The following is a 26,833-nucleotide window of genomic DNA, read 5'->3' on the forward strand; positions in this document are numbered from 1 at the left end:
ACTGAGGAGGCCCACCTCCCGGACCCTCCGGCACCGGGTCGGCCCCCAGGGCGCCCCAGCACGCCGCTACTGCACGTTGACCGGCTGGGTGTCGCCGGCCTCGTCATCACTTTTCGTGAAGGCCGCGCCGAGGTTCCGCACCGCCGCGTGAATCAGGGTGGTGTTCAGGCTGATGCCGGCGATCAGGCCCGTGCTGGCCGCGCTCATCACGTACTGCGGCGCGCCGGTCATGTCGCCCGCCGCCCACACGCCACGGACGCTGGTCATGCCGTGCTCGTTCACGACGACACGGCCCTTGTCGTTCATGGCGCAGCCGAGCAGTTCCGGCAGCAGGCTGTTCTGCCGCTGCGCCGGGTTGAGGAACAGCGCGTCCAGGGTGTGGCGGTCCCCACCGCGGAAGTGCAGGGTGACGGAGTCCCGGCCGCTGACGCGCAGGATGGGCATGTCGACGACCGGCACGCCAACGCGCCGCAGGTCCTCCCGCTGCTCGTCGCTGAGTTCGTCCGGGCCGTCCGTGAACAGGACGACGTGATCCGTCCAGGCGCGGACGGTCAGGGCGAGGTGGTGGCCCTCCTGGTGCCGGCCGAGAATGCCGAGGGGCGCGTCACGGTTGGGCCAGCCGTCGCAGTACGGGCAGTGGTGGACGGTGTGCCCCCAGCGTTCCCGCAGGCCTGGAATGCGCGGCAGGATGTCCTGCACGCCGGTGGCGAACAGCAGCCGGGGCGCCACGCTCCAGGTGTGCTCGTGCCGGACGTGAAAGTCGTCCCCGATGGCCCGGATCTCACGGGCCGGCGTGTCCAGGACGGTGACGTCGTAGCGGCCCAGGTCACGCAGGCCGATGTCCTTGAGCTGCACGGGCACGATGCCGTCGCGGGTGAACACGCCGTGGGCCTCCTCCGCGCGGGCGTTGCGGGGAGGGCCGCCGTCCAGCAGCAGGACGCGGCGGGTGGCGCCGCCCAGCGCGAGCGCGGCGTTCAGGCCTGCGGGCCCGGCGCCCAGCACGATGGCGTCGAAGGTCCGGTCGGCCGGGGCGCTCACGTGACGTGCCCGGGCCGGACGGTGACGTCCGTGAACGTGGCGTCGCGCGGGGCATTCAGGATGAACGCGATGGTCGCCGCGACGGACGGCGGGGCGATGTAATTCGCCGGGTCGTACGCGGCGCCTTCCTGCGCGCGGACACTCTGCTGCATCGGCGTGGCCGTGCGGCTGGGGTACACGGTGCTGACCCGCAGGCCGTCGGGGGCTTCCTCGGCGCGCAGGGCGTCCGCCAGGGCGCGCAGCCCGAACTTGCTGGCGGCGTAGCTGGCCCAGCCGGCACTCGCGGCCAGCCCGGCGGTGCTGTTCACGAACACGACGGTGCCCCGCTCGGCTCGCAGGGCGGGCAGCAGCAGGCGGGTGAGTTCCGCCGGCCCGGCGAGGTTCACGTTCAGGGTCGCCTGCCACACGGCGGTCTCCTGCTCGGCCACGGCGCCCAGCTGCACCATGCCGGCGTTGTGCACGAGGTTCGTCACGCGCCCCACGCCCGCGACCGCCCCAGCCAGGCTGGCCGGCTGGCCGAGGTCCAGGGGCAGGACGCGGCCGCCCACCTCGGCTGCCAGGGCGTGCAGGGGGGCGGGGGTGCGCCCGGCGAGGATCAGGTCGTGCGTGCCGGCCAGCGTATGGGCCAGCGCGGAGCCGATTCCGCCGGCCGCGCCGGTGATCAGGGTGACAGGGCGGGACATGCCGCGCAGCCTAGCGCGCGCCCGGCCGGCGCCAGAGGGTGGGCACCCTGAGAAAACGTTGGGGGGCGCCCCTTACGGCTGTCGGGCCTGCGCGGCGTAGTAGTCGCCGATGCCGGCGGCGATGGCCTGCGCGATGCGTTCACGCCCGGCGGGGCTCATCAAAATTCGCAGATTCCCGGCGTCCGTGAGGTACCCGGTCTCGATCAGCAGGCTGGGCTGCGTGCCGGGGCGGGTCAGGGCCAGGTCCGCGCCCGGCATCAGTCCCTTGCCGGGGCCCAGGTCCGGGAGCCGCTGGCGGAGCTGCGCGAGGATGCGGGCAGAAACCCCCTGCGCCTGCGGGTGCGTGAAGTACACCTCCGGTCCGCGAATGCCACGCGGATCCCGGCCGTCCGGGAGGGCGTTGGCGTGAATGCTGACCAGCAGGTCGCTGGCGGTGGTCTCGGCGGTCAGGCCGCGCTCGTACAGGCCGAGGGTGAGGTCCGTGTCGCGGGTGAGGTGCACGGTGGCGCCCTGCGCGCGCAGCAGTTCGGCCACGCGCAGGGCGATGGGCAGGTTCAGGTCCTTTTCCGGCACGCGCAGGCTGCCCGCCCCGCCCCGCTGGCTGCCGCCGTGCCCGGGGTCCAGGGTGACGGCGCGGCCCAGCAGGGGCTGCGCGGCGTCCAGGGGCGGGGGGCGCCGCACGGCGACGCGCAGGTCCGGGCCGTCGTAGTTCACGGTGAAGCCCCAGGCCTGCGGCGCGGTGGTCAGCACACTCACCCGCGTGACGCCCGGCCCGGCGGGCGTGACCTCCACAGCGCGCAGGAGCGGGTCGCGGCCGGCGGGTGGCAGCAGCGGCGCGGCCAGGGTGCCGTACAGCAGGATGTCCAGCCGGCGCCCGCCGTCGGTCTGCGTGACGGTGAAGGGCAGGCGCGCCCCGCCCAGCGGCAGGCGCAGAACCAGTTCCGGGTGCGCCGGTGCACTGCTCATCGGGGCCAGCGGGGGGGTGGGCACCGGTGGGGGCACCTCCGGCGTGCCCGCCGGGCCGGGCAGGAACGACAGCGCGGGACCGGGCGGCCCGTCCCCCTCCAGCGTGACCGGGCCACCGGCGACCGGAAGGGGCAGGCCGGGCGTGACCTCCAGTTGCTTCGCGGTGATCAGCAGGGACGTCCCGGGCGCGATGCGGGCCCGCACGTCGTCGCCCACGCGGCCCACCAGCGGGAAGGTCATGCCCGCGCGGGGGTACAGGGCGGGGCGGCCGGTCAGGTCGGTGGCGACCCAGGTGGCCTCGTTCAGGCCCAGGCCCTGCACCGTGCCGGGGCGCTGCGTGCCGGTGCGGGGGGCGCGCACGCTGCTGAGGCGCCCGGGGGTGGGGGCGGTGACGGTGCGGCCGTCGCGGCCGGTGAGGCTCACCTCGAACGCCGCGGCGGGCAGGGTCGCGCCGGCCGGGAGGGTGTAGGTGCCCCGGTACTGTCCGGCCGCGACCTCGCGCAGGGGCAGGACCGTCACGCCGGGTAGGCGGGCGCTGGCCTTCCCACCCGGCGAACCGCGGAAGGCCACGGTGACCTGCCGCTCGGCGTCGGTGTCGCCGCCGGCGTCCCAGTACTCGATGTTCACGCGGGGTTCGAGGCTGGCCCGGTCGAGGCTGGTGGGCGTGGCAGGCAGCGGCCGGACCACCGGGCGGATCACCCGCAGGATCTGCGTGGCGGTCTGCCCCGCCCGGGTGGACACGAGCTTCAGGTCGTTCGTGCCGGCCCGGAGCGGCCACCACTCCATGAACAGGCCGTCCGGACCGACATTCACGGCCTTGCCGGAGACGCTCAGGCTGCTGCCGGGGGTCACGCTGCCCTGCAGGATCACGTGGTCGAAGGCCACGCGGGCGCCGGATTCCGGGTACGCGACGAAGATGGCCGGTGCGGCCCGGGCGGCGCCCGTGAGGACGGCGCCGGTGAGGACCGCCGTGAAGCCCGCGCGCGTCAGGCGCGGAAGCGGCGTTGAACGCATGAGGGCGGGTGTATCACGTCCGGCGGCCGGGCAGGTGTGCGGCGCAGCGTGAACGCTCACGAAAGCAGCCGGGGCCCGGCTGGACACCGGGGGCGGCTATGCTGCGGGCATTCATGACTGACCCGCTGGTGAAGGAGTACGCCTCGGTCCTGCCGGAGTACGAACGGCAGCGGGTCGCGTGCGCGCATTACGTCACGAATCTGCTGCACAACGCCGGCCTGAAAATCCATCACGTCGCCAGCCGCGTGAAACGCCCGGGCAGTCTGGAGGACAAGCTGCGCCGCAAACCGGGCCGCTACCACCGCCTGGAGGACGTCACGGACCTGCTCGGGGTGCGCGTGATCACGTACTTCGAGTCGGACGTGGGCGTGGTGGGGCGGCTGCTGGAGGAGAACCTGACCGTGGACTGGCTGAACTCCGTGGACAAGGGCATGATGCAGGACCCGGACCGCTTCGGGTACCGCGGCGTGCACTACGTGGTGCGCCTGCCTGCCAGCGCGGAGGGCCCCAGCACGCCGTGGTTCGAGGTGCAGATCCGCAGCATCCTGCAGCACGCCTGGGCGGAGATGGAACACGACCTGGGGTACAAGAGCCGCGACGCCGTGCCGCGCGAGGTGCGCCGGCGCTTCAACCGCCTGTCCGGCCTGCTGGAGATGGCGGACGAGGAATTCATGGCGCTGCACCGCCTGTCCCGGGATTACGCCGCGAACCTGCCGGCGCGGGTGCAGGAGGCGCCGGACAGCGTGTTCGTGGACGCGCAGAGCATGACGCACCTGCTCTCCACGTCCCCGGTGCGGGACATCGACGCGGAGGTCGCCGACGCCCTGCACGTGAAACTGCTGGTCGGCTGGCCGGACTCCGAGCGGCCGCAGCGTCTGGCGGGCCTGCTGCAGTACGTGGGCGTGCACTCGGTGGGCACCCTGGACAAGGAACTGCGCCGCAACGCGCAGAGCATCGTGCGCTTCGCGACGGTGCTGCTGCCACGCCTGAGGTCGGCGTGGCTGCCGGCGGGCGGCGCGCGGCCCGGGGTGAGCGTGGTGCATTACGTGCTGCTGCGGGTGTGCGCCAACCCCAGCCTGGACCCGGCCGAGGTGATGGCGATGCTGGACCTGAACCACCCGGACGGCCTGCCGCGCCTGACGGAGATCGTGATGGACGCCTACCGTGAGATTCAGGAGTCCGGTCCGGCGGCCCTGCCCGCCCCGGGCACGCCGCTGTCCTCCTGAGCCGCCCCGCCGGCCGGTCCGGCGCGGAAGCCCTGAAAGGTCGCCCGGAGCAGCCGGGCCGCCTCGCGGGCCAGCAGGCCGCCCTGCACCGCGGGCCGCGGACCCCAGTGGTGGGCGAGCAGGTCCGTCACGCCGCCCAGCGCGCCGGCGCGGGGGTTGTGGGCGCCGTACACGATCCGCCCGATCCGGGCCTCCAGGGCGGCGCCCAGGCACATCGGGCAGGGTTCCAGCGTGACCACCAGCGTGCACGCGCCCAGGTACGCGCCGGCCGTGAGGGTGGCCTCGCGCAGCGCGTGCAGTTCGGCGTGGCGGGTCATGTCGCCGTGCTCGCGGCTGGTGTTGCGGCCCCGGCCGATCACCTGCCCGGCGGCGTCCAGCACGACCGCGCCCACCGGCACCTCGCCGTGCCCGGCGGCCTCGCGGGCCAGGGCCAGGGCCTCGCGCATGCCCGCCTGCTCAGGCGTGAGGGACACACCGGCCTCCTCGCGGGCGTGCTCGGCCCACACGGGGTCCGGCGTGCCCAGCCACTTCACGCTCTGCCCGGCGGCCAGGACCGGCACCCGCGGCCGGTCCTCCCGGGGCACGTGCCGGTCGGTGAGCACGTCGCTGACCTTGCGGGTGCCGCCGGGCAGGCGGATGCGGTCCCCGGGCCGCGGCGTGCGCAGGTTCCAGCCGGGCGGTACGGGAAAGTCCGGGCCCGGCAGGGCCAGGGGCCGCAGGTGCAGGTGCCCGCCGGTGACCGTGGCGTTCTGTCCGCCGGGCAGCGTGACGTGCCGGGTCCCGCCGGCTCCGAGGGCGTCAGCGAGGGCCTGGACGTGGTCCATGTGGTAGCCCAGCCCTTCCCCGCCGAGTTGCGCGGTGACCCAGCGGCGCAGCACGGCCGGCGGCTGGGTGTTCAGAGGAGCGTGCGCGGTCAGGGCGGCTGCCTGGGCGTGCAGGGCCGCGTCGTCCTCCCGGGAGAGGCGGGCCAGCCGGGCCAGGGCCGCCTCCACCGCCGGGAAGCGCGCCCGCAACGCAGGCAGCACCTGCTGCCGCAGCCACACGCGGGTGTAGTGCGGGTCGGCGTTCATCGGGTCGTCCAGCCAGGATTCATTCAGGCCGCGCAAGTAGGCTTCCAGTGCTTCGCGCGGCACGTCCAGCCAGGGGCGCCGCACGCGGCCGTGCACCGGGGGGATGCCGGTCAGGACCGCCTCGCCCCGCAGCAGCTGCATCAGGACCGTCTCGGCCTGGTCGCGGCGGGTGTGGGCGGTCAGGATCACGGTCAGGCCATGCTTTCTGGCGGTGCGGGTCAGGAACTCGTAGCGGAGGCGGCGGGCGGCGTCCTCCAGGTTCCAGCCGCGCCGGGCGGCGACGGCGGCCACGTCCACCCGCGCGGTCTCGAAGGGCACGCCCAGGCGCTCGGCCAGCGCCTCCACCCAGTGGGCGTCCCCGGCGGAGTCCGGGCGCAGGGCGTGGTCCAGGTGCGCCGCCACCGGCTGCGCGCCTGCGGCGTGCAGGGCGTGCAGCAGCGCCACGGAATCCGCGCCGCCCGACACGCCCACCAGCACGCGCTGGCCGGCGTACGGGCGCAGGGCGGCGGCGAGGTCGGTCACGGGCGCATTGTAGGGGCCCTGGCCCCCGCCGGCCCGGATTGCACGCGGGCTTCCTGAGCGGCGCGGGGCCGGGCCGGTACAGTGCGGGCATGAGTGTTCAGGTCGGCCAGCCTGCCCCCGAGTTCCGCGCCCGCACCGAGGACGGGCAGCACCTGGCGCTGGCGGACCTGCGCGGGCAGTGGGTGGTGCTGTACTTCTACCCGCGCGCCAACACGCCCGGCTGCTCCCTGGAAGCGCAGGCGTTTCAGGCCAGCCTGGAGGACTTCGGCGCCCGGAACGCGGCCGTGGTGGGCGTGAGCACCGACACGGAGGCGCGGCAGGCGGCGTTCCGGGACCGCTGCGGGCTGGCGTTCCCGCTGATTCCGGACGGGGAGAAGGTCCTGGCGCGGCAGTACGGCGTGCTTGGGGGCCTGTCCGGGCTGCTGGGCGTGGCGTCCCGGCAGACCTTCCTGATCGACCCGGAGGGCGTGCTGCGCTGGCACTGGCGCTTCGTGAACCCGGCCGGGCACGCGCGGGAGGTGCTGGGTCAGCTGACGGCGTTGCAGGCGGCCGGCGCCGCCCCCGCGTCCTGACCCTCGGGGTCAGTCCGGCAGGGTCAGGAGGTCCATGCTGGGCGTGGCCGGCGACACCCAGGGGCTCCCGCGCACGTGGAAACGCCAGGGCAGGTTCCGGCCCTCCCGCAGGCCGATCCGGGCGGTCGTGACGACGTCCGCGTCCGGCAGGGCGGGGGCGCGCTCCAGGTGCAGGCCAGCGCTGTCCACCGGCGTGCGGCTCACCTGCGCAGGGTGCAGCCCCAGGGCGGCCACGAGTTTGGCGGGGCCGTTCGTCAGGTCGCGTTCGCGGATGACGGGCCGGTGGTCCAGCATCACCTCGCGGCCCTCCAGGGGTTCCAGCGCGCGGATCAGCACGCTGGCCGACACGCCCGCCTCCCGGCACGCCACCTGCAGCAGCGGGTGCCCGTGCGCCGTCCAGAACAGCCAGTGCCCGGGCGGGATCGCCATCTCGGCGCTGCGGGCGGCGTGGAAGCGCCCGGCGGTGCAGGCGGGGTCGCGCGGGCAGTCGTAGGCCTCGGCCTCCACGATCCGCCCGGCGAGCCGCACGCCGCCGGGCAGGGTGCGCACCAGCGTGCTGCCCAGCAGGCGCCGGGCGGTGAGGACCGGGTCGCCGGCGAAGTCGGCCGGGTGCCAGCGGGAGGGGAACTCGGCCCGGGTCATGCGCTCACTATGCCGCGCTCAGCTGCGGGGCTGGCCGGGCGGGCTTTTTCTGGATTTCCTGAAGAGGCGATCCCGGCGGGCGGGGCTACCCTGAACGGACGCCCCCAACCCGCGCGCCCCCGGCCAGAGCAGGCCGGTTCCCGGGGTGGCGCGGGCCGTTCATTCAAGGAGGACCCAGTCATGATGGACATCTTCAACATGCTCGGCGGCATGAACCGCACCGGGCAGACGATCGGCCAGCAGCTCGGCACCAGCCCCCACCAGACGGAAGCGGCCGTGGAGGCCGCCGTGCCCCTGCTGCTGGGTGCCCTGACCCGCAACGCCGCGCAGCCGGGCGGCGCCGCCGCACTGGAGGGTGCGCTGTCCCGCCACGACGGGCAGGCGCTGGAGCTCTTCGGGCAGGGCCGGATGCCCGACACGGCCGACGGCCAGAAGATCCTGGGGCACATCTTCGGCCCCCAGCAGTCCGCGGCTGCGAACGCGGTGGGGCAGCGCGCGGGAATCGACCCGCAGCTGGCGATGCAGGTGCTGTCCATGCTGGCGCCCCTGGTGCTCGCGTACCTGAGCCGGCAGCGGCAGGGCGGGAGTGGCGGGATGGGAACCAACGCTGGCACGGGTGGCGTGGACATCGGCAGCATCCTGGGCGGCATTCTCGGCGGCGGAATGGGGGGCGGCCTGGGCGACGTGCTCGGCGGCCGGACCGGCAGCGCCGGCACGGGCGGGGCCGGGGGCGTGCTGGGGGGTGGCCCCGTGATTCCCGGGCTGCCGGGTCAGAATGCGGGCCTAAGCCCCAGCCCCGGCGCGCCGGGCATGGAGAGTGCCGGGGCGCCCGGCAGCCGCGGCGGGCTGATGGACACGCTGAACAACGTGCTGGACCGCAACGGGAACGGCAACGCGCTGGACGACCTGATCGGGATGTTCGGCGGACGCCGCTAGCGATCCATGGGGAGGGGCCACCGGACTTAGCGGTGGCCCCTCCCCTGTTCTGGCCTGTGGCAGCAGCCTACTCCGGGCGGTCGTCCGGACCGGGCTCCGCGGCCGGGCGGTCACCCTGGATACGGTTCACGGTGCTGCTGTAGGCGCGGCTCACGCTGGCGGTCGTGGCGGCGGTGATCAGCGCCGCGAGCAGGCCGTCGGCCTCGGCACGGTCCGCGTGCGCGGGCGTGATCGTCTCGCCCTGGCGGATCAGGACGTCCCCGTCGGGCAGGTTCACGTCGTACCCGACGGTGCGGCCGGTCACGTACTCCTTCTGCCGCACGCGGCTGGCCTGCGACAGGTCCTCCAGGTTCTCGCGAAGGTTGCTGCCGGCGGTCTGCAGGCCCTGGCGGGCGGTGTCGGCCGCGTCGCGGTACGCGCCGGCCACCGCGCCGCCCGTCGCGGCGGCGCCCAACGCGCCGAGCTTGCCGTGCCATTCGGCGACCTCGGCGTGCAGGGGCGTGATGGTCTCGCCGGCGCGGACGATCACGGTGCCGTCCTCGGCGACGATTTCGTGGCTGGCCTGTTTGCCGACCACGTACGCCTGGCCCTGCCCGGTCACCTGTTCGCGCACGGCCGCGCCGAGTCCGGTCACGCCTTCCCTCACGTCCTGGGCGGCGTGCTCGTAGCTGCCCTTCACGGCGCCGGCGGCGTCCTGAACGCTGTCGCGCACGTTGTCCCGGGCGTCCTGGAAGGCGCCGACGATGCCGCCCTTGCGCTGGGCGTTCATGGCGGCGACCACGTGGGTGGGCACGATGGCGGCGTCCGTGCCGATCTGGATGTCGGCGGGGCCGGGAATGAAGGTGCGGCCCTGGCTGAGGTCGCTGAGGAATCCGCCGGTCGCCTCGTAGCCTTCCACGCGGCCGGTGCGTTCGTCGAAGTACACGTCCACGATCCGGCCGAGCTTCTGCCCGCTCTCGGTCAGGAGGGTCAGGCCTATGAGGTTCAGGTCGGCGTCCATCACGCGGGCGAGCCGGTCGTCGTCCTTCGCGCGGATGATGGCGCTGTGGTCGGCGATCATGATGGCGTCCTCGCCGAAGGAGCGCACGCTCTCGAAGCGGACGGCCTTCGCGGCGCGGAACCAGCCGCCTTCTTCCACGATCAGGCCCAGCAGCTGGTTGGCCTGCGGGTCGAACACGAGGTCGTGGACGGTCTCGACGCGCTGGCCGGTGTCGATGGTGACGATGTTCTTGCCCAGGAGCTCCTTGCCCTTGATCATGCCCTCTCCTCTGCGCCCGGCCGGGCGGCGGGGCGTGCGTTCCGGCTCTCCGGAGTTGCGTCCCCCGGAGTCTAGGAGCGCGCGGCGGGGCGTGGGCTGCCTGGACAGCCGGTCACCTTGACGCAACCTTCAGGATGCCCGCGTGACCTACCCTGACGGGGATGTGTGCCGCCCTGTCCGGTCTGCGCCGTGCCCCGCCCGGCCCGCCCCCTGCCCCCGACGCCCGCGAGGTGCGGCTGGGCGACCTGCCGCTGGTGGTGCTGGTGGGGGTGACCGGCGTGGGCAAGAGCACTGCTCTGGACGCCGTGCGGCGGGTCCGGCCGGACTGGCGGGTGCTGCCGGACCGCCGGGTGGTGACGGACGCCGTGATGATTGAGCCGCTGGCGGGCCGCGCGGTGACCGACCGGGAGGAACGCTTCCGGCTGACCGCGCAGTACCGCGAGACTCACCCGGGCGGTATGGCGCAGGCGCTGGGCGAGCTGCTGGCCGACACGGCCGTGTGGGGCCGGGGGCCGGTGTTCGACGGGCTGCGCGGTCTGGAGGAGGTGCAGTTCGCGGCAGATCACTACCCGGCGTGGCGGTTCGTGGCGCTGGGCGCCCCGGACAGCGTGCGGGTCCGGAGGCTGCTGGGGCGCTCCGACGCTTTCGATCAGGTGACGGTGGCCGGGGGTGGAGCGGCGGCCGACCTGCAGACGCGGCTGCTGGCCCTGCCCGGCGTGCAGGATGTCTTTCACCCGGACGAGGTGCGGGCCCTGGCCGATCTGACCGGGGAGGGCTTCACGGCCGACGACGTGCTGGCCCGCGTGAAGATCGTGGTCTCTGAACGCCGGAACTACGATCCCTTCGGGGCGGAGGCGTTCCTGCGCACCCTCCCGCCGGAGCGGGCGCTGGTGCTGGACACCGTGGCCCTCCCGCCGGCCGGGGTGGCGCAGGCCGTGGAGGCGTGGCTGTGACCGGCGTGCAGGACAGCGACGTGCCGCGCAGCGGCGTGACGGTCGTGAGGGTGGAGGGCCGGCCCTTCCGGCTGCCGCTGACGTCCGCGCTCGCGTGGGGTGCGGCGTCCGTGCTGAACGTGGCCGAGCATGTGCTGGTGCAGGTCACCCTGTCGGACGGCAGCGTGGGCGTGGCCGAGGCGACGCCCCGCCCGACCATCTACGGCGAGACGACCGCCAGCGTGCTGGGCGCCCTCACATACCTGGGGGAACGCCTGCGGGGCGTGGACATTCAGGACCGCCCGGCGCTGGACGCGGCGCGGAACAGTCTGGTGAACAACCACACGGCGCGCGGGGCGCTGGACATGGCCTCCTGGGACGCCCGGGCCCGCAGCGAGGGCCGGACGCTGTTCGACACGCTGCTGGGGCCGCGGCGGCGCGTCCGGCCGAGTTTCATTCTCGGCATCGCCGCCCGCGCGGACATGCTGGCTGAGGCCGAACGGGTCGTGCAGGCGGGCATGCGCTGCCTGAAGGTGAAGGTGGGCCGGAATGCCGCGCAGGACCTGGAGGTCGTGCGGGATCTGCGCCATGCCTTCGGGGACAGTGTGCTGCTGTACGCCGACAGCAACGAGACGCTCACGCCCGAGTCGGCGCCGGCGGTGCTGGCCGCCCTGCGGGGCGAGGGCCTGCTGTACGTGGAAGAACCCCTGCCGGTGCGGCAGCTCCAGGCCCGCGCCGAGTTGAAGGCCAGCGGCGTGCTGCCCGTCGTGGCGGACGACAGCTGCTTCACCCCGGCGGACCTGGAACGCGAGCTCACCTTCGACACCTTCGACGTGCTGAACGTCAAGTCCGCCCGCAACGGCTTCACGGACGGCCGCACGATGCTCGCGCGGGCCGCGGCGCACGGCAAGCGGGGCATGGTGGGCAGTCAGGCCAGCACGGGGCTGGGCACCCTGCACGCTGCGCTGCTGGCCTCTCAGGCCGAGGTGACCGAGCCGTGCGAGCTGGGCATGGTCCTGAAGCTTCAGGATGACCTGCTGGACCGGCCCATCCGGTTCGAGGACGGCTGGCTGGATGTCCAGACGCTCCGGGACCATACCCTGGACCCGGCGAAGCTGGCGCAGTACGCCCTGTGAAGCGGGTGGCTGTCTGGGCAGCCGCATTAATCCCGGGGCGCCTGTCATGGTTAGTTCAGAATTCAGGAGCAATCATGAAGCATGGATCAAGAAATCCTCAACGCCCTCATTCTCCCGCTGCTGTTCAGCCTGGCCGTCGGGGTCTACGGTTTCGTCCGCATGCCCGAGAAACGCGGCCCGCTGCTCCTGAACCTGATGCTGCTGCAGCTCGTCGGCGTGTACGGCCTGCACCTGGAACACAGCACCACCCTGTTCGGCCTGCTCAGCGTGCACTGCGCGGCCGTGTTCATCATGCTGGTCCGTCACCTGCAGACGCCTGAACCGCTCCCCCAGCAGCACAGCTGAACCCGCGTCCAGAAAAGAAGCGCGCCGATCCCTGTGCAGGACGGCGCGCCTTTCTGTGCTTCGGGCTCAGCGAGTGGCGGCCCGCACCGCGGCGTTCGCGTCCAGCAGGGGCAGTCCGGCGCTGCGGTCCACGGTCTGCAGGATCAGTGCTTTCGTCTGCGCGGCCGTCAGCCCGGGGTTGGCGGCGCGCATCAGGGCGGCCACGCCACTCACCTGCGGCGCCGCGAAGCTCGTCCCCGCCACCAGGCCGTACCCGCTGGCGGGCATCAGGGCCGGGACCAGTTCCGCAGGCTTGCCGCTGCAGTCCCCGCCGGGCGCCACGATGAAGTTACCCGCCACGGCCGTCTGGGAGGCGTCAGGTTTGGCGCTGTAGCAGGCCAGCGTGCCGTTCGTGTTCCCGACGGCGCCCACCGAGATCACGGCCGGATGGCTGGCCGGGAAGAACAGGCCGACCCCGGGGGTGTTGCCGGCCGCGGCGATCACCACGGCCTGTTTCGCGGCGTCGGTCAGGGCGCTGCTGACGGCGGTGTCGGGGTTGGCGCCCTCGAAGCCCAGACTCAGGTTGATGACCTTCGCGCCGGCGTTCATGGCGCGTTGCAGGGCCTGCACGAGCTGAGTGGTGGAGCCCTCGCCGGCCGCGTCGAGCATCCGGATGGACAGCATGTTCGTGCCGCCCCAGGTGAGGCCGGTCACGGCCACGCCGTTGTTGGTGGCCGCGCCGATGATGCCGGTCACGCCGGTGCCGTGCCGGGCGTCGTCCTGGGTGGCGGCGCCGCTGGTCACGGTCTGGGGCGTCAGCAGGCGGCCGGTGAGGTCGTTGTGAGAGGCGTCCACGCCGCTGTCGATCACGGCCGTGACCACGCCCTGCGGGGTTTTGCCGCAGGCGGTCAGGAAGTCCCAGGCGGCGGGGGCCTTGATGCGGTTCAGGTACGTCTGCGTGACGCGGGTGCCGCTGATGGGCAGGCCGGCGTTCACACCAGGGTCGTTGGGGAGCGCCTGGGCGCGGTACAGGTAGTTCGGCTGCACGCGCAGGCCGGCGGCGTGCAGGCTGGCGGCGAAGGCGGCGTCGTCCCGGCCGGCCGGGGTCGCGGCGAGCCTCAGGCCGGGCACGATTTCCTGCACGGTCACGCCGGCCAGGGCACTCAGGCTCTGAGCGCTGAGAGTACCGGCGGCCGGGCCGAGGATCAGGACCTCACCGGGCACGTGCGGGGCGGTCCAGTCGGCGGTGACGGTTCCGGCCGTGAAGTCCGGCTGGAAGGGCAGGAGCGCGGCCTGCGCGCTGGGGCCGCTGCTGATGCCCTGCGGGCAGACGCTGCCGGCCGGCGGGACGGGCGTGGGGGTCGGGGGCGTGCCGCCGCTGCCGCCGCAGGCGGTGAGCAGCGCGGTCAGGGTCAGCAGGGTGGGCAGGGCAGCAGAGCGCATTTCCCCCGTATACCGTGTGGACCTGATCTGAGCATGAAGGGCCGCGCCGCCCGGTCAGAAGGTGGGCGGAACAGCATCTCAGCGGCTTTTCAGGTCGGTCCAGATGCGGTCGTAGATGCGGGGCGTGGTGCCGGGCGGCAGTTCGTCGATGAACTCCACCCGGCCGCTGCGGAAGTCCTCGTCGGTAGGCATGGCCCCCCGCTGGGTGAGGAGCAGAGGATCGAGGAGCGGCCGGGCGGCGCGGTTGGGGTTGCCGTAGTACGTGTAGTTGCTGATGGCTGCGCTCACCTCGGCGTTCAGGACGTAGTTCAGGAAGGTCCGGGCGAGGCCGGGGTTGGGGCTGCCGCGCAGGAGGACGAGGGTGTCGGTGCTGATGGTGGTGCCCTCCCGCGGGAGGAACACCTTCAGGCGGTCGTCCTCGGCGGCGCCCTGCAGCAGGTCCCCGACGTAGATCTGCCCCAGGTCGATCTGGGCGGCGAGAAGCTTGTTGCGGATTTCGGGGCCGCCGGCGAAGGACTCGAACCCCTTCTTGCGTACGGTTCGGCGCAGCAGGTTGCGGGCCTCGCGGAGTTCCTCGACGCGGCCCGTGTTCACGCTGTACCCCAGGTACTTGAGGGCCGCGCCGATCACCTCGCGCGGGTCGTCCAGCAGCGCGAACTTCACGCGGTCGTCCGGGCCGAAGATCAGCGCCCAGCTGTCCACGGGCGGGGTGTACCGGCCGGCGTTGTACGCCAGGCCGGTCGCGGCGAACTGGTACGGGATGGTGTACACGTTGCCGGGGTCGAAGTTGGGGTTCAGGAACCCGGCGGCGAGGTTGCCGAAGTTGCGCAGTTCCTCCTTCCCGACGGGTTGCAGCAGCCGGGCGCGGACCATGGTCTGCACGACGTAGTTGCTGGGGTTGGCGAGGTCGTAGCTGGCGCCGCCGCCCTGGAGTTTGGCGAGCATGCTCTCGTTGCTCTCGAAGGTGTCGATCACGACCTTCACGCCGTGGCTCTTCTCGAAGGTCTTCACGACGGCCGGGTCGATGTAGTCGGACCACATGAAGATCCGCAGTGTGCGGCCGTCGTTGCGAGCTGTCGTGACGGGGCTGGTGGTGCCTTCAGGGGTGGGCTCGCTGTCGGCCACGCGGTGGCAGGCGCCAAGGAGCAGCGCGCCGGCCAGCAGGGTCACGGAGAGGCGTCTCACCGGGACTCCGGACCGGGGCGGGCCGGGCGGGGCCGCACGAGAAGGTACGACACCACCAGCGCGCCCACCGTGAACAGCACGAGCAGGGTGCTCAGGGCGTTGATGTCGGGCGTGACGCCCTTGCGCACGGCGGTGTAGATCAGCACGGGCAGCGTGCGGAACCCGGAGCCGCTGGTGAGGTACGTGACCACGAAGTCGTCCAGGGACAGCGTGAAGGCCAGCAGCGCCCCGGCAAGGATGCCGGGCCGGGCGAGGGGGAAGGTCACCTTCCAGAACGCCTGGGTGCTGCTGGCTCCCAGGTCGTGTGCGGCTTCCTCGAGTTCGCGGCCGTACCCGGCGAGGCGGGAGCGGACGGTGAGGGCCACGTAGCTGAGCTGGAAGGTGACGTGGGCGAGCGTGACGGTCCAGAAGCCGTTCTCGTAGGTCCAGCCGAAACGTTCCAGGGCGCCGCGCAGCAGGGCGTAGAACATCAGCAGCATCACGCCCAGCACCACGTCCGGGATCACGATGGGCAGCACCAGCAGCGCGGTCAGGGCGGTGCGGTGCTTCAGGGTGTAGCGCCACAGGCCCAGGCCGACCAGGGTGCCGAGGGCGGTGCTGACCAGGGTGCTGAGGGCGGCGACGGTCAGGGTGTTCACCAGGGCCGCGCGGACGTCTTCGCGGGCGAACAGCACGCCGTACCACTTCGTGGTGAAGCCCGCCCAGGTCGCCCCGAACTTGCTGTCGTTGAACGAGAACGCGATCAGCACCAGGATTGGCAGGTACAGGAACGAGAAGGTCAGCCACGCCCAGACGCTCAGGAGGGGGTGGGTGCGGCGGGTCACAGCAGGTCCTCCAGGCGGCGGCGCCCGGCGAGGCGGGTATAGGCGAGGAGGCCCAGCAGCACCAGGCCCATGAGCAGGAAGCTCAGGGCGCTGCCGTACGGCCAGTCGCCGGCCTGCCCGAACTGGTTCTGGATCAGGTTGCCTATCAGGGCGGTCCTGGCGCCGCCGAGCAGGTCACTGACCACGAACATGCCCATCGCGGGAATGAAGGTGAGAAGTGCCCCGGCGATCAGGCCCGGCAGCGTCTGGGGGAACACGCCCGCCAGGAAGGCCCGGGCGGGCGGCGCGCCGAGGTCCTGCGCGGCTTCCAGCAGCCGCCAGTCCACCTTCTCCACGCTGGCGTACACGGGCAGCACGAAGAATGGCAGGAAAGCGTACACCATGCCCAGGAAGGTGGCCGTGACGCTGGGCACCAGGTCGAAGGGCCGCAGGATCAGGATCCAGGCGTATACGCGGATCAGGAAGTTCGTCCAAAACGGGATGATCAGGAGCAGCAGCAGCAGGCTCCTGCGCCGCTCGTCCTGCCGGGCGATGTAGAAGGCCAGCGGGTAGCCCATGACGGCGCACAGCAGGGTGCTGAGGGCCGCCAGCCACACGCTGCGCCACAGCACGCGAAGGTTGTCCGGCACCCACTCGCGGAACAGCGCGTCGTACCCGAAGACGCGCTGCCAGTTCTCCAGAGTCCAGGGTCCGCCGACCTGCGCGAGGTCCGTGCGGGTCAGCAGAGAGTACGCGAGCATGATGCCCGCCGGGACGATCAGGAACGCCGCGAGCCACAGCACGCCGGGCGCCAGGGTGCCCAGGAAGCGCCGCAGGGTCAGCACGGGCCGCCCTTCACTCGTCCTCCAGCAGCACCAGGCTGGCGGGCGGCAGGTGCAGCGTGACCGGCTCGCCGTACCCGAAGTCCTCGTCCGCGCCGATGTCGGCGTTCAGCTGGAAGGCGATCAGACGCTGGTCGCCGGCGTGCAGCAGGTACTGGTTCTCGGCGCCGGTGTACACGATGTCGTCCACGCGGGCGGCGAGGTCGTTGCCCCAGCCGCGCGCCTCGCGGCCCAGGCGGACCTTCTCGGGGCGGATGCTCAGGACCACGGCCTGCCCCAGGCTCAGGTGCGCGCCGTGCAGGGTGGTCAGGGGGCCGAGGGCGGTCTGCACGACCGCGCCGTCCGGCAGCACCTCGCGGACGGTGCCGGGAATCAGGTTGCTGCTGCCCAGGAAGTTCGCCACGAACGCCGTGCGCGGCCGCTCGTACAGATCCTCGGCGCGGCCGAGCTGCTCGACCCGGCCGCGGTTCATCACGGCGATCCGGTCACTCATGACGAGCGCTTCTTCCTGGTCGTGCGTGACGAACAAGAAGGTCATGCCGAGCGTCTCCTGCAGGTGCGAGAGCTCCACCTGCAGTTCCTTTCTCAGCTTGAGGTCCAGGGCGCTGAGCGGTTCGTCCAGCAGCAGCACCTCGGGTTCGTTCACGATGGCGCGGGCCAGCGCCGCGCGCTGCCGCTGCCCGCCGGACAGCTGATCCGGGCGGCGGCTGCCGAGGTCCTGGATGCGGACGGTGTCCAGGGCGCGGTGCACGCGCTCGCGGACCTGCGTGGCCGGCACGCGCTTTTGCCGCAGGCCAAAGGCCACGTTGTCGAACACGGTCAGGTGCGGGAACAGCGCGTAGTTCTGGAACACGGTGTTCACGGGCCGCCGGTGGGCGGGCACGCCCGTCATGTCCTGCCCGCCGATCATCACGGCGCCCGCGTCGGCCGCCTCGAATCCGGCGAGTATGCGCAGCAGGGTGGTCTTCCCGCAGCCGCTGGGGCCGAGCAGACTGAAGAACTCCCCGCGGCGGATGTCGAGGTGCACGTCGTCCAGGACGAGGGTGGCGGCGCTGCCGGGCGTGCGGAAGCTCTTGCTCACGCCGGACACGCTCACGGCGGCGTCCACGCTGAGTTCGCGTGGACGCTTGCCCCTGAAGATCACATCGCTGATGAGCGGGCCCTCCCCTGCGCGGAAAACCGGGTGTTGGTCGGCATACGGAAGGGAGTGTACGGCAGCCGCGCCCGGGGGCGTGCCGCGCCTGCGGCCGTGCCCGGTCAGGGAACCGGCTTACAGCGTCAGGATCTCGTGACCTCTGGGCGTGATCACCAGGGTGTGCTCGAACTGCGCGCTGGGGGTGCCGTCGGCGGTCTCGACCGTCCAGCCGTCGTCCAGCAGTCGGGTCTCACCGCGCCCCAGGTTGATCATGGGTTCCACGGTGAACACCATTCCGGGCTGCAGTTTCAGGCCGGTGTACTTGGCGCCGTAGTGGTAGATGGTGGGTTCCTCGTGCAGCCGCTTGCCGATGCCGTGCCCGGTGTATTCGCGCACCACGCCGTACCCGCGACCCTCCGCGAGGGTCTGGATGGCGTGCCCGATGTCGCCGGTGCGGTTGCCGGGGCGGCACTCCGCGATCCCGGCGTCCAGGCAGGCGCGGGTGGTGTCCACCAGGCCCTGCACCTCGGCGCTGACCTGCCCGACCGTGTAGGTGTAGCAGGCGTCGCCGTACACGCCGTTCATCAGCACGCCGATGTCCACGCCGATGATGTCGCCGTCCTTCAGTTCGCGCGGGCCGGGGATGCCGTGGCAGATGACCTCGTTCACGCTGGCGCAGATGGTGGCCGGGAAGGGGTTGCTGCGCGGGCCGTACCCCAGGTAGGCGGGGGTGGCGCCCGCAGCGCGGATGTGCTCCTCGGCGATCCGGTCGAGGTCCTTGAGGGTCGCGCCGGGTTTCACGAAGGGTTCCAGCACGCGGAAGGTGTCGGCGACCAGGCCGCCCGCGCGGCGCATCGCTTCGATCTCCCGGGCAGATTTCAGGGCAACGCGACTCATAACGAATGAGACTAACACGCGCCTGCCCCGCTGTCCCCCGGCTGGGTCGGTGACGTGAGCGGGCCCGTAGACTCGGGGGCATGAAGGTCGTGATCAGCGTGGACATGGAGGGCGTGTGCGGCGTGGCGTCCTGGGTGCAGGTCAGCCCCCCGGAGTTCGGCGGGCTGGTGAACGCCGGCGAGTACCAGGCGGCGCGGGAACGCATGACCCGCGAGGCGGGCGCCGCGGCCCTGGGCGCCCTGGCCGGCGGGGCGACGGGCGTGCTCGTGAATGATTCTCACGACACGATGCGCAACCTCCTGCCGGAGCTGCTGCCGGAAGGCGTGCGCTTCTCCAGCGGGAACGACAAGCCGCTGAGTATGGTGCAGGGCGTGGACGAGGCCGGCGTGGGCGCGCTGCTGTTCGTGGGGTACCACGCCCGCGCCGGCAGTCAGCGGGGCCCGCTGGCGCACACCTGGAACGGGTTCATCCGCAACGTGCGCGTGAACGGCGTGGACACCGGAGAGTACGGCCTGAACGCCCTGGTCGCCGGGCATTACGGTGTGCCGGTGGTGTTCGCCTGCGGGGACGACGTGGCCATGGGTGAAATCCGCGAGGAGCTGGGGGATCAGGTCGTGACTGTGGCCGTGAAGGAGGGCCTGAGCACGTACTCGGCCATTCACCTGCACCCTCTGGAAGCGCAGCGTCTGATCCGGGAGGGCGCGGAGCGGGCCGTGCGGGCTGCCCGGGACGCCCGGCCCTACACGGCCGCCTGGCCGGCCGCGTGCGAGCTGAGCTTCGACCATCAGGCCCGCGCGGACCAGTGCGAGCGGGTGCCCGGCGTGCGGCGCGTGGACGCCGTCACGGTCGGCTGGGACAGCAGCGACGCCCTGCAACTGTTCGGCATGTTCCGCATGCTGGCCCGGGTCGCGGACGTGCGCCTGAACGCCTGAGGTTCCGCCTGGACGACTCATGCGGGCCGGGTACACTGCGCGCATGAACGTGAGAACCGGAATGCTGTCCCTCCTGGCCCTGGCGGCCGTGTCCACGCCGGCGTCGGCCGCGGCGCTGTGGGCGGGCGGGAACGTGACCACCGCCGGCGCCGGCGTGCACGCCGGCGCGGCCCTGCTGCCCATCCCCTTCATCGGGACGCTGGGCGTGGAAGGCACCGGCGAACGCGCCTGGAATGCCGACACCTACCGCTTCGCGGCCGGCTTGACGCTGCGGGACCTGAACGTGCCGCTCACGAACGTGGACCTGTTCGCCACGCTGGGCGCCGAGGTCCTGACCGGCGCGGCCAGTGGCGCGCACGCCTACACCGAGGCCGGGCTGCGCGGGCCGCTGTTCGGACCGGCCGGCTGGCGGGTTTTCGGGCGGGCCTCCACGTCCGGGCAGTTCGGCGCCGGGCTGGGTCTGGAACTCCGCTTCTGACGCCTGCGATCAGCGGCATTGAGAGCCCCTCCACCGAGGGGCTTTGTTGTTGCTTGAAGGGTCGGAGTAGCGCATGCGTCCGGTTGTCCGGGCTTGGTGGACTTCACGTTCTTGAGGCAATCCAAATTTTTCCCGCCGGAAGGAATGGATAAATGGCGCGGTACCTGAGTTGTTCCGGGCATCACAAAGTCCGTCGTCCGATCGTCGCTGAAGATGCCAGGCATCCCGGCGACCGCCTTCCCGCTCACTTCCAGGAGGACTGTCCATGCCCACCCTCAGCTCTCGCCTGCCCCAGGCGGCCCTGCTTGCCCTCACCGCCCTTCTCGTCACGTCCTGCGGGAACAGCACGCCGCCCACCGCGGGCACTGGCGCAGAACCCGCCGCCGGCGTGCAGGCCTCCGAGCCCGCTCCCTCCGGCAAGCTGGTGATGGCCAGCGGCGCGATGGACCTGATCTACAAGACCGAGTTCGGCGGCGGCCGCTGCGTCCTCAAGCACTTCCGGGAGATCGGGACGAACAGCAACTACTTCGAGGTGATACACCGCAACGGCAACCGCGTTCGCCTGGACGTGAAGATGTGGACGCCGTACCAGACGGCGACCTGGGATTACAACGACAGCACCGGCTCGATCTACCGCGGGTACAGCTGGGCGCTGTCGCTGGCCGTGCATGCGGCCTGCAAGGTTGACGGTGCGTGGGTGGACGCGCCCGTCCGCCGCGTGAACTAAGAGCAGAAAAGGCGGGCAGGTGGGAGATCACTCCCCACCTGCCCGCCCTGCGTTTTGGGGTACGCGAAGCCCGCTCTCCCCTCCGCCTTTCAGTGCCCGCTTTCAGTGCCCAGCTGCCGGGGTGGCCTGCGGGATGGGCGGGCGGGTGAGCAGCATCAGACCCAGCAGGGCCAGCAGCACGGCGCCGCTGACCACGTATGGCGCGCCGATGCTGACGTGCTGGTACAGGCCGGTGGCGAGCAGTGGGCCGGTCATGCGGCCCAGCGCCAGGGCGCTGCTGTTCAGGCCGGCAACGGCCCCCTGGTTGCCGTCCCCGGCGCTGAGGCTCAGGGCGGCGCTCAGGGTGGGACTCAGGATCGCGCTGCCCACGCCGACGAGGGCCAGCGCGGCCGTGATGGGCCAGTAGGCGTGCGCGGACTGGATGAGCAGCATGCCGGTGCCCATCACAGCCAGGCCCAGCAGGATCAGGGGGGTGGGCGCCACGCGGCGGCTCAGGGGGCGGATGGCGCCGCCCTGCACGGCGGCGGCCAGCAGGCCGAAGACGACGAGCATGCCGCCCACGGTACGCGCGGTGCCTTCCGGGGTGAGGCGCAGGGTGTCCTGCACGTAGAAGGCGATGGTCTGCTCCATGCCCACGCTGGCGAGGGTGGAGAGCGCACTGACGACCAGCAGCAGCGGGATGGCGCCGCGGGTGAGCAGGGTGCGGCGGTTCACGGCGTTCTCGTGCGGTTCGGTGGCGCGCCGCGTTTCCGGCAGGGTGAGCAGGGCGGCCACGGCGGTCAGGACGGCCAGGCCGGCGCTGAAGTACACGGGCGCGACGAGGCTGATGCCGGAGAGCAGCCCGCCGATGGCCGGGCCGAACACCACGCCCAAGCCGAAGGCGGCGCCGATCAGGCCCATGCTGGCGGCGCGGTCTTTTTCGGTGCTGAGATCGGCCATCATGGCCTGGGCGGTGGGCAGGGTGGCGCTGCTGAAGATGCCGCCCACGACGCGCGCGCCGACCAGCAGGGCGAACAGCGCGGGCCCGCCGAGCTGGCCGCCGAGGCCCAGGCTGGCGAACAGGCCGAACAGCCCGAAGGACACGGCGAAGCCGATGAGGCCCATGACGAGGATGGGGCGGCGGCCGAGGCGTTCGCTGCGGCTGCCCCAGATGGGGCTGAACAGGAACTGCATGAGGCTGTAGGCCGTGGAGAACCAGCCGATCTGGGCGGGCGTGAGCTTCAGTTCCCGGCCGAGGGGGCCGATGACGGGGAACAGCACGCTGAGGCCCAGCATGGCGATGAAGATGGTCAGGAAGAGCAGCAGCTTGGTGCGTTTGAGGGACCCGGCCTGCGGGCCCTGGGGGGCTTCGGTGGGGGTGGGGCGGCTCACAGCCCGAACTGTACCAGATGCCTGACCGACCGGTCAGAGCCTAGGTGGGGTGCGTTCTATGCGGGCCGACGCGGCCTTGCGGGGCCTGGAATGGGAATCCCGGCGGGAACGGGACAAAGCGGCCGCTGAAAGGCCGTACTTTCCCTGCGTGGGGGCCACGCTCCCGCGTCTGCGGAATGAAGTCCAGGGCATTGTCATGAACCGGGTTCACTTCTATACTGCGGCTGCACAATTGGTCTAGTCAAAACGGCCCTTACAGGCACTCTTTCCCCATTGTCCCCTTCACGGAAGCGCTTCCGATTTCAGGATTGAACGTGAACGCGCAAAGGAGCAAGTCAATGAAAAAAGCTCTGACGATCCTCTCCCTGGCCCTGCTGGGCAACGCCAGCGCCGCCACCCTCACCGTCTGGACCCACTTCGGCACCAGCGAACTGCAGTGGCTCAAGGACCAGGCCGCCGCCTACGCCAAGGCCAGTGGCAACAAGGTGGACATCGTGTCCGTCCCCTTCGACAACATCCCCGACAAGCTCATCCAGAGCGCCCCCAAGGGCCAGGGCCCCGACATCATCGTCACCCTGCCCCAGGACCGCCTCGGCCAGCTGGCCGCCGCCGGCGTGATCGAGCCGATGGACAAGTACGTCACCAGCCGCAGCGACTACGACAAGACCGCCCTGAGCGCCATGACCTACCAGGGCAAGCTCTTCGCGATCCCCATGTTCGCCGAGGCCGTGGCCGTCGTGTACAACAAGAAACTGGTCCCCAAGGCGCCCACCACCTGGGCTGAATTCCTGAAGACCGCCCAGGCCCTCCAGACCGGCGGGAACTACGGCTTCCTGGCCGACCTGGGCAACGCCTACATGAACTACGGCATCGTCAGCGCCTACGGCGGGTACGTGTTCAAGAACAACAACGGCACCCTGAACGTCAAGGACGTGGGCCTGTCCAACGCCGGCGCCGACAAGGCCAGCGCGTTCCTGAACGACCTGCGCTACAAGTACAACCTCGTCCCCGAAGGCGTCAGCGGCGACGCCGCCTCCAGCGCCTTCACGCAGGGCCGCCTGGGCATGTTCCTCACCGGGCCCTGGAGCATGGGCGACATCAAGAAGGCCGGCATCAACTACGGCATCATCCCCTTCCCCACCCCTCCCGGCGCGACCGGCAAGTGGAGCCCCTTCGTGGGCGTGCAGGGCACCATGATGAGCGCCTACAGCAAGAACAAGGCCGCCGCGGCCGCGTTCGCCAAGCGCATCAGCAGCGCCGACGCGCAGGTCGCCTTCAACAAGGCCGGTGGCCGCATCCCCGTGAGCCTCGCTGCCCGCACCAAGCTGAAGTCCGACCCGATCGTCGCCGGCTTCGGCAAGACCATCAGCATGGGCACCCCCATGCCCAACGTGCCCCAGATGGGCGCCGTGTGGGGCCCCTGGAGCAACGCCATCGCCCAGAGCGTCGCGAAGCCCAACCAGAACTACAGCCAGATCCTGGACAAGGCCGTTCAGGAAATCAACAGCAACATCAAGTAAGCATTCAGGCCCGCACGGCGGGCGAAAGGGGGTGGGCGGAAAGCATGAGGCGTTCCGCCCACCCCCCTGCCTTGCCGCCCGGCGAGCGGACTGAGCAGGACGCGTAACGACGCGTAAAGGCGCCCCGCCACACGGCCGCGCCAGGAAGCGTTAAATAAGCACAGTTCCCGCTTTTTCCCTGCCGGCCCGGAGTGCCCCCGTCCCGCCGCCCCCTGCCCCCCGGGTCCGCCGGAAGCGCCCCCACATTCCCGTTCACAAGGAGACCCCCGCCTACATGACCCAGCCGATGCTTCCCCCACCACCAACCAGACGCCTCACCCCGCCGGGCGGGGCCAGCGGGGTTCTGTACGCCATCCTGATCCTTCTGGTGATGTTCGCCGGGGCCGCGCTGATCGGCTGGCTACTCAGCGGCCTGACCGCGCGGCTCGCGCCCGGCGCCCCACCGTACCTGATCCTGGTGTACATGGTGGGGGCGCTGCTGCTGGCCATGCCGGTCGTGGCGCGGCTGTTCCCGTGGATTCAGAACTGGTACTACCTGTTCCCGGCCCTGGTGTTCCTGATGGCCTTCACAGTGCTGCCCATCGCCATGACCGTGTTCTACGCCTTCACGAACTACAGCGGCCAGAACAGCGGCGACCCGGACTCGGCGCTGCGCACGCCCGCCACGCTCTCCGCGGACCGGCGGATCGTGACGGTCCCCGAGATTCCCGAGGGGCAGCCGCTCGCCACGTACCTGAAGTGCCGCACCGACTCCTGCGCGGGCGACACGGTGGTACTGTTCGACGAGGAAGCCAGCACGCCCGTGCGCGCGAAGGTCGCCAGCATTCAGGGGAACGCCATCACGCTCCGGACGGCCGCGCCGGACACGCTGGAAGTCGCGCAGATCACCCGCCTGAACCGCTACGAGGGCGTGGGCCTGGCGAACTTCCGCGAGATCTTCAGCAAGGCCAGCTCCGCGCTGTGGCCGGTGTTCCTGTGGACGATCACCTTCGCGTTCCTGACCGTGATCCTCAACGCCCTCGCCGGATTGATCCTGGGCGTGCTGCTGTTCAACAAGCGCCTCAAGGGCCGCAACGTGTACCGCACGCTGCTGTTCCTGCCGTGGGCGGTGCCGGCCGTGATCAGCGCCCAGATGTGGGGCGCGCTGATGAACCAGCAGTTCGGGATCGTGAACAAGAGCCTGGGCCTGCTGGGCATCGGCGCGATTCCTTGGCTGCAGGACCCGCTGTGGGCGAAGGTCGCGGTGATCCTGGTGAACCTGTGGCTGGGCTTCCCGTACATGATGACCGCCACCATCAGCGCGCTGTCCACCATCAACGAGGACCTCTACGAGGCCGCCAGCATCGACGGCGCCAGCCGCTGGCAGCAGATCACCAACATCACCCTGCCGCTGCTGCGCACCAGCTTCACCCCCATCCTGCTGTCGGGCTTCGCGTTCAACTTCAACAACTTCGGCATCATCTACCTGCTCACCCGCACGTCCCCCAGCGGGTCGGGCGGGCCGCCCGTGGAAGGCCAGCTGAGCACCGCGGGCGCCACCGACATCCTGCTCACCTGGGGCTACAACACCGCCTTCGCCGCGAACGGCGGGCAGAACTTCGCGCTGGCCAGCGCCATCGCGCTGATCATCTTCTTCCTGACCCTGCTGATCAGCCTGGTGAACTTCAAGGCCGCCGGCGTGTTCGAGGAGGCCCGCCGATGACGCACACCCCCCTGCCCAACGACCCAGGCGCTTACGTGCACCACGAGCCCAGCCTGCTGCGCCGCGCCCTGCCCTGGGTGATCGCCCTGGCGGTCCTGATCGGCCTGATCGTGCTGGGCGTGAACCTGGGCCGCAGCGTCGCCGAGCGGCAGCGCAGCTTCACGATCTTCTTCGTGGAGGGCGGCTGGAAGAGGTTCCTGCTGTTCCTGCTGGGCGCCAGCGGCGTCCTGGCCCTGCTGAGCCTGATCGGGCAGCGCCTCGGGCAGGCGCGCACCGGCCGGAAGATCAGTTACCTCGCGGTGCTGGGCGACCAGCTCACGCATCTGTTCCTGATGCTGGTCGTGCTGATCGCCGTGTACCCGCTGTTCTACGTGCTGCTGGCCGCGTTCGATCCCAAGAACAGCCTGTTCGCCTTCCCGGACTTCCAGCAGACCAACATCTTCTACAAGACCGGCCTGCTGCCGCGCCTGGACAGCCTCAGCACCGAGAACTTCGCCAAGCTGTTCGAGGGCGTCACCATTCCCGGCTGGCAGATCGCACTGGCCGTGGTCGTCGGCGCGGCCCTGGCGGCCCTGCTGGTCCTGGCCCTCCTGAGCCGCCTGAACCAGCCGGGCGAGCGCCTGGACCGCACCCGCACCTGGGTGATGCGCGCCATGCTGGCCGCCCTGGTCCTCCTGATCGTGTTCATGACCCCGGCGCAGTTCCAGGGCAACACCAACGAGAGCAAGTTCATGCTGTCCGTGCGCAACACCCTGCTGGTGTCGGGCCTCACTGGCCTGATGGCGATCCTGCTGTCCACCACCGCCGGGTACGCCATGGCCCGCCTGCGCTTCCCGGGCCGCTTCCAGACGCTGCTGTTCTTCATCTTCGTGCAGATGTTCCCGGTGTTCCTGGCCCTGGTCGCCATCTACGCCCTGATGTACCTGCTCGGCCTGAACAACACCTTCACCGGCCTGATCCTCGCCTACTCCGGCGGCGCGATCGCCTTCAACACCTGGATCTTCAAGGGGTACGTGGAGTCCCTCCCGGAATCCCTGGAGGAAGCCGCGCTGGTGGACGGCGCCAACCGCTGGCAGACCTTCTGGCGGGTCATCATGCCGCTGTCGGGCAGCATGCTGGTGTTCATCTTCCTGAACCAGTTCATCGGCACGTACGCCGAATTCATCCTGGCGAACGTCCTTCTGACCGGCGTGGACAAGTGGACGGTCGGCGTGATGCTGCTGTCCTTCACGCAGGGGCAGTTCAGCACCAAATGGGGCGTGTTCGCGGCCGCCGCCACCCTGGGCGCCCTGCCGATCATCGCGATGTTCTACGGCTTCCAGCAGTACTTCGTGGGCGGCGCGACCGCCGGCGGCGTGAAGGAATAACCTCCCCCGCTTCTCCCGGCCCGGGCCTCCTGCACAGGGGGCCCGGCTTCCTTAGTCAGGAGGAACAGCTCAGGCCCAGTCTGAACTGCGCACCCCGAGCTGACGCCGTACG

The 26,833-nt window shown here is 71.3% G+C and carries 25 protein-coding genes; 12 read left to right on the forward strand and 13 right to left on the reverse strand.

Annotation, left to right across the window (positions count from 1 at the left end; all coding sequences use genetic code 11):
* Positions 1-66: 66 nt before the first annotated feature.
* From DFI_RS07980 to DFI_RS07990, 3 genes are all read right to left on the reverse strand, one after another.
* Complete coding sequence (locus DFI_RS07980) at positions 67-1,038, reverse strand: NAD(P)/FAD-dependent oxidoreductase (RefSeq protein WP_027461701.1); 972 nt, start codon at positions 1,036-1,038, stop codon at positions 67-69.
* Positions 1,035-1,721, reverse strand: a complete 687-nt coding sequence (locus tag DFI_RS07985; protein ID WP_027461702.1) for an SDR family oxidoreductase — start codon at positions 1,719-1,721, stop codon at positions 1,035-1,037. Before DFI_RS07985 ends, DFI_RS07980 begins: the two co-directional genes overlap by 4 nt.
* A gap of 72 nt (positions 1,722-1,793) precedes the next feature.
* Entirely contained in the window at positions 1,794-3,701 is a 1,908-nt protein-coding gene (locus tag DFI_RS07990) for an N-acetylmuramoyl-L-alanine amidase (RefSeq protein WP_043776687.1), read from the reverse strand.
* A 113-nt stretch (positions 3,702-3,814) separates the two neighbouring features.
* Between DFI_RS07990 and DFI_RS07995 the strand changes: the two genes are divergently transcribed.
* Positions 3,815-4,927, forward strand: coding sequence for a GTP pyrophosphokinase (locus tag DFI_RS07995; protein WP_027461704.1), 1,113 nt, complete (start codon positions 3,815-3,817; stop codon positions 4,925-4,927).
* Here DFI_RS07995 and tilS read toward each other — a convergent pair.
* Positions 4,873-6,519, reverse strand: coding sequence for a tRNA lysidine(34) synthetase TilS (gene tilS, locus DFI_RS08000; protein ID WP_081425664.1), 1,647 nt, complete (start codon positions 6,517-6,519; stop codon positions 4,873-4,875). The two genes, DFI_RS07995 and tilS, sit on opposite strands and share 55 nt — an antisense overlap.
* A gap of 89 nt (positions 6,520-6,608) precedes the next feature.
* On the opposite strand from tilS, the gene DFI_RS08005 reads away from it, so the two are divergent.
* A complete protein-coding gene (locus DFI_RS08005; protein ID WP_027461705.1) occupies positions 6,609-7,091 on the forward strand; it encodes a peroxiredoxin in 483 nt (160 codons plus the stop codon).
* Between the two features lie 9 nt (positions 7,092-7,100).
* Here the strand turns inward: DFI_RS08005 and DFI_RS08010 are convergent, their stop codons facing one another.
* The gene (locus DFI_RS08010) at positions 7,101-7,733 is read right to left on the reverse strand and encodes a DNA-3-methyladenine glycosylase (protein ID WP_027461706.1); all 633 of its coding nucleotides are present in this window, start codon (positions 7,731-7,733) and stop codon (positions 7,101-7,103) included.
* 180 nt (positions 7,734-7,913) lie between these two features.
* Here DFI_RS08010 and DFI_RS08015 point away from each other — a divergent pair, with 180 nt between their 5' ends.
* Entirely contained in the window at positions 7,914-8,669 is a 756-nt protein-coding gene (locus tag DFI_RS08015) for a DUF937 domain-containing protein (RefSeq protein WP_027461707.1), read from the forward strand.
* Positions 8,670-8,736: 67 nt separating this feature from the next.
* Here the strand turns inward: DFI_RS08015 and DFI_RS08020 are convergent, their stop codons facing one another.
* Positions 8,737-9,927 carry a PRC-barrel domain-containing protein gene (locus tag DFI_RS08020; protein ID WP_051307394.1) on the reverse strand — a complete coding sequence of 397 codons (1,191 nt, stop codon included), beginning with the start codon at positions 9,925-9,927 and terminating at the stop codon, positions 8,737-8,739.
* Positions 9,928-10,088: 161 nt separating this feature from the next.
* Here DFI_RS08020 and DFI_RS08025 point away from each other — a divergent pair, with 161 nt between their 5' ends.
* The 3 genes from DFI_RS08025 to DFI_RS08035 all read left to right on the forward strand — a co-directional run bounded on the left by DFI_RS08025 (position 10,089) and on the right by DFI_RS08035 (position 12,340).
* The gene (locus tag DFI_RS08025) at positions 10,089-10,880 is read left to right on the forward strand and encodes a nucleoside/nucleotide kinase family protein (RefSeq protein ID WP_043776689.1); all 792 of its coding nucleotides are present in this window, start codon (positions 10,089-10,091) and stop codon (positions 10,878-10,880) included.
* Positions 10,871-11,995, forward strand: a complete 1,125-nt coding sequence (locus DFI_RS08030) for an enolase C-terminal domain-like protein (protein WP_244940252.1) — start codon at positions 10,871-10,873, stop codon at positions 11,993-11,995. Before DFI_RS08025 ends, DFI_RS08030 begins: the two co-directional genes overlap by 10 nt.
* A gap of 81 nt (positions 11,996-12,076) precedes the next feature.
* The gene (locus DFI_RS08035) at positions 12,077-12,340 is read left to right on the forward strand and encodes a hypothetical protein (protein ID WP_027461710.1); all 264 of its coding nucleotides are present in this window, start codon (positions 12,077-12,079) and stop codon (positions 12,338-12,340) included.
* A gap of 66 nt (positions 12,341-12,406) precedes the next feature.
* On the opposite strand, the gene DFI_RS08040 is transcribed toward DFI_RS08035, so the two are convergent.
* From DFI_RS08040 to map, 6 genes are all read right to left on the reverse strand, one after another.
* Entirely contained in the window at positions 12,407-13,762 is a 1,356-nt protein-coding gene (locus DFI_RS08040) for a S8 family peptidase (protein ID WP_027461711.1), read from the reverse strand.
* Positions 13,763-13,840: 78 nt separating this feature from the next.
* Positions 13,841-14,947: a polyamine ABC transporter substrate-binding protein gene (locus tag DFI_RS08045; protein ID WP_027461712.1), complete on the reverse strand. Its 1,107-nt coding sequence runs from the start codon at positions 14,945-14,947 to the stop codon at positions 13,841-13,843.
* Positions 14,944-15,771 carry an ABC transporter permease gene (locus DFI_RS08050; protein ID WP_027461713.1) on the reverse strand — a complete coding sequence of 276 codons (828 nt, stop codon included), beginning with the start codon at positions 15,769-15,771 and terminating at the stop codon, positions 14,944-14,946. Before DFI_RS08050 ends, DFI_RS08045 begins: the two co-directional genes overlap by 4 nt.
* On the reverse strand, positions 15,768-16,595 hold the full coding sequence (locus DFI_RS08055; protein ID WP_022801820.1) for an ABC transporter permease: 828 nt from the start codon (positions 16,593-16,595) through the stop codon (positions 15,768-15,770). Before DFI_RS08055 ends, DFI_RS08050 begins: the two co-directional genes overlap by 4 nt.
* A gap of 10 nt (positions 16,596-16,605) precedes the next feature.
* Complete coding sequence (locus tag DFI_RS08060; protein ID WP_027461715.1) at positions 16,606-17,736, reverse strand: ABC transporter ATP-binding protein; 1,131 nt, start codon at positions 17,734-17,736, stop codon at positions 16,606-16,608.
* Between the two features lie 126 nt (positions 17,737-17,862).
* On the reverse strand, positions 17,863-18,624 hold the full coding sequence (map, locus tag DFI_RS08065) for a type I methionyl aminopeptidase (protein WP_022801819.1): 762 nt from the start codon (positions 18,622-18,624) through the stop codon (positions 17,863-17,865).
* An 80-nt stretch (positions 18,625-18,704) separates the two neighbouring features.
* Between map and DFI_RS08070 the strand changes: the two genes are divergently transcribed.
* The 3 genes from DFI_RS08070 to DFI_RS08080 all read left to right on the forward strand — a co-directional run bounded on the left by DFI_RS08070 (position 18,705) and on the right by DFI_RS08080 (position 20,761).
* Complete coding sequence (locus tag DFI_RS08070) at positions 18,705-19,556, forward strand: M55 family metallopeptidase (protein WP_027461716.1); 852 nt, start codon at positions 18,705-18,707, stop codon at positions 19,554-19,556.
* A gap of 43 nt (positions 19,557-19,599) precedes the next feature.
* Positions 19,600-20,034, forward strand: a complete 435-nt coding sequence (locus DFI_RS08075; RefSeq protein ID WP_043776690.1) for a hypothetical protein — start codon at positions 19,600-19,602, stop codon at positions 20,032-20,034.
* Between the two features lie 265 nt (positions 20,035-20,299).
* Positions 20,300-20,761: a hypothetical protein gene (locus DFI_RS08080; RefSeq protein WP_027461718.1), complete on the forward strand. Its 462-nt coding sequence runs from the start codon at positions 20,300-20,302 to the stop codon at positions 20,759-20,761.
* A 102-nt stretch (positions 20,762-20,863) separates the two neighbouring features.
* Here the strand turns inward: DFI_RS08080 and DFI_RS08085 are convergent, their stop codons facing one another.
* The gene (locus DFI_RS08085) at positions 20,864-22,132 is read right to left on the reverse strand and encodes an MFS transporter (protein WP_051307396.1); all 1,269 of its coding nucleotides are present in this window, start codon (positions 22,130-22,132) and stop codon (positions 20,864-20,866) included.
* A gap of 338 nt (positions 22,133-22,470) precedes the next feature.
* On the opposite strand from DFI_RS08085, the gene DFI_RS08090 reads away from it, so the two are divergent.
* The 3 genes from DFI_RS08090 (at position 22,471) to DFI_RS08100 (ending at position 26,721) form a co-directional block, all read left to right on the forward strand.
* The gene (locus DFI_RS08090; protein WP_027461719.1) at positions 22,471-23,652 is read left to right on the forward strand and encodes a sugar ABC transporter substrate-binding protein; all 1,182 of its coding nucleotides are present in this window, start codon (positions 22,471-22,473) and stop codon (positions 23,650-23,652) included.
* Positions 23,653-23,938: 286 nt separating this feature from the next.
* Positions 23,939-25,354: an ABC transporter permease subunit gene (locus tag DFI_RS08095; RefSeq protein ID WP_420810878.1), complete on the forward strand. Its 1,416-nt coding sequence runs from the start codon at positions 23,939-23,941 to the stop codon at positions 25,352-25,354.
* On the forward strand, positions 25,351-26,721 hold the full coding sequence (locus tag DFI_RS08100) for a sugar ABC transporter permease (RefSeq protein ID WP_027461721.1): 1,371 nt from the start codon (positions 25,351-25,353) through the stop codon (positions 26,719-26,721). Before DFI_RS08095 ends, DFI_RS08100 begins: the two co-directional genes overlap by 4 nt.
* The last annotated feature ends 112 nt before the right edge of the window (positions 26,722-26,833 follow it).

The organism is Deinococcus ficus (genome assembly GCF_003444775.1).
GTDB classification, from domain to species: Bacteria; Deinococcota; Deinococci; order Deinococcales; family Deinococcaceae; genus Deinococcus; species Deinococcus ficus.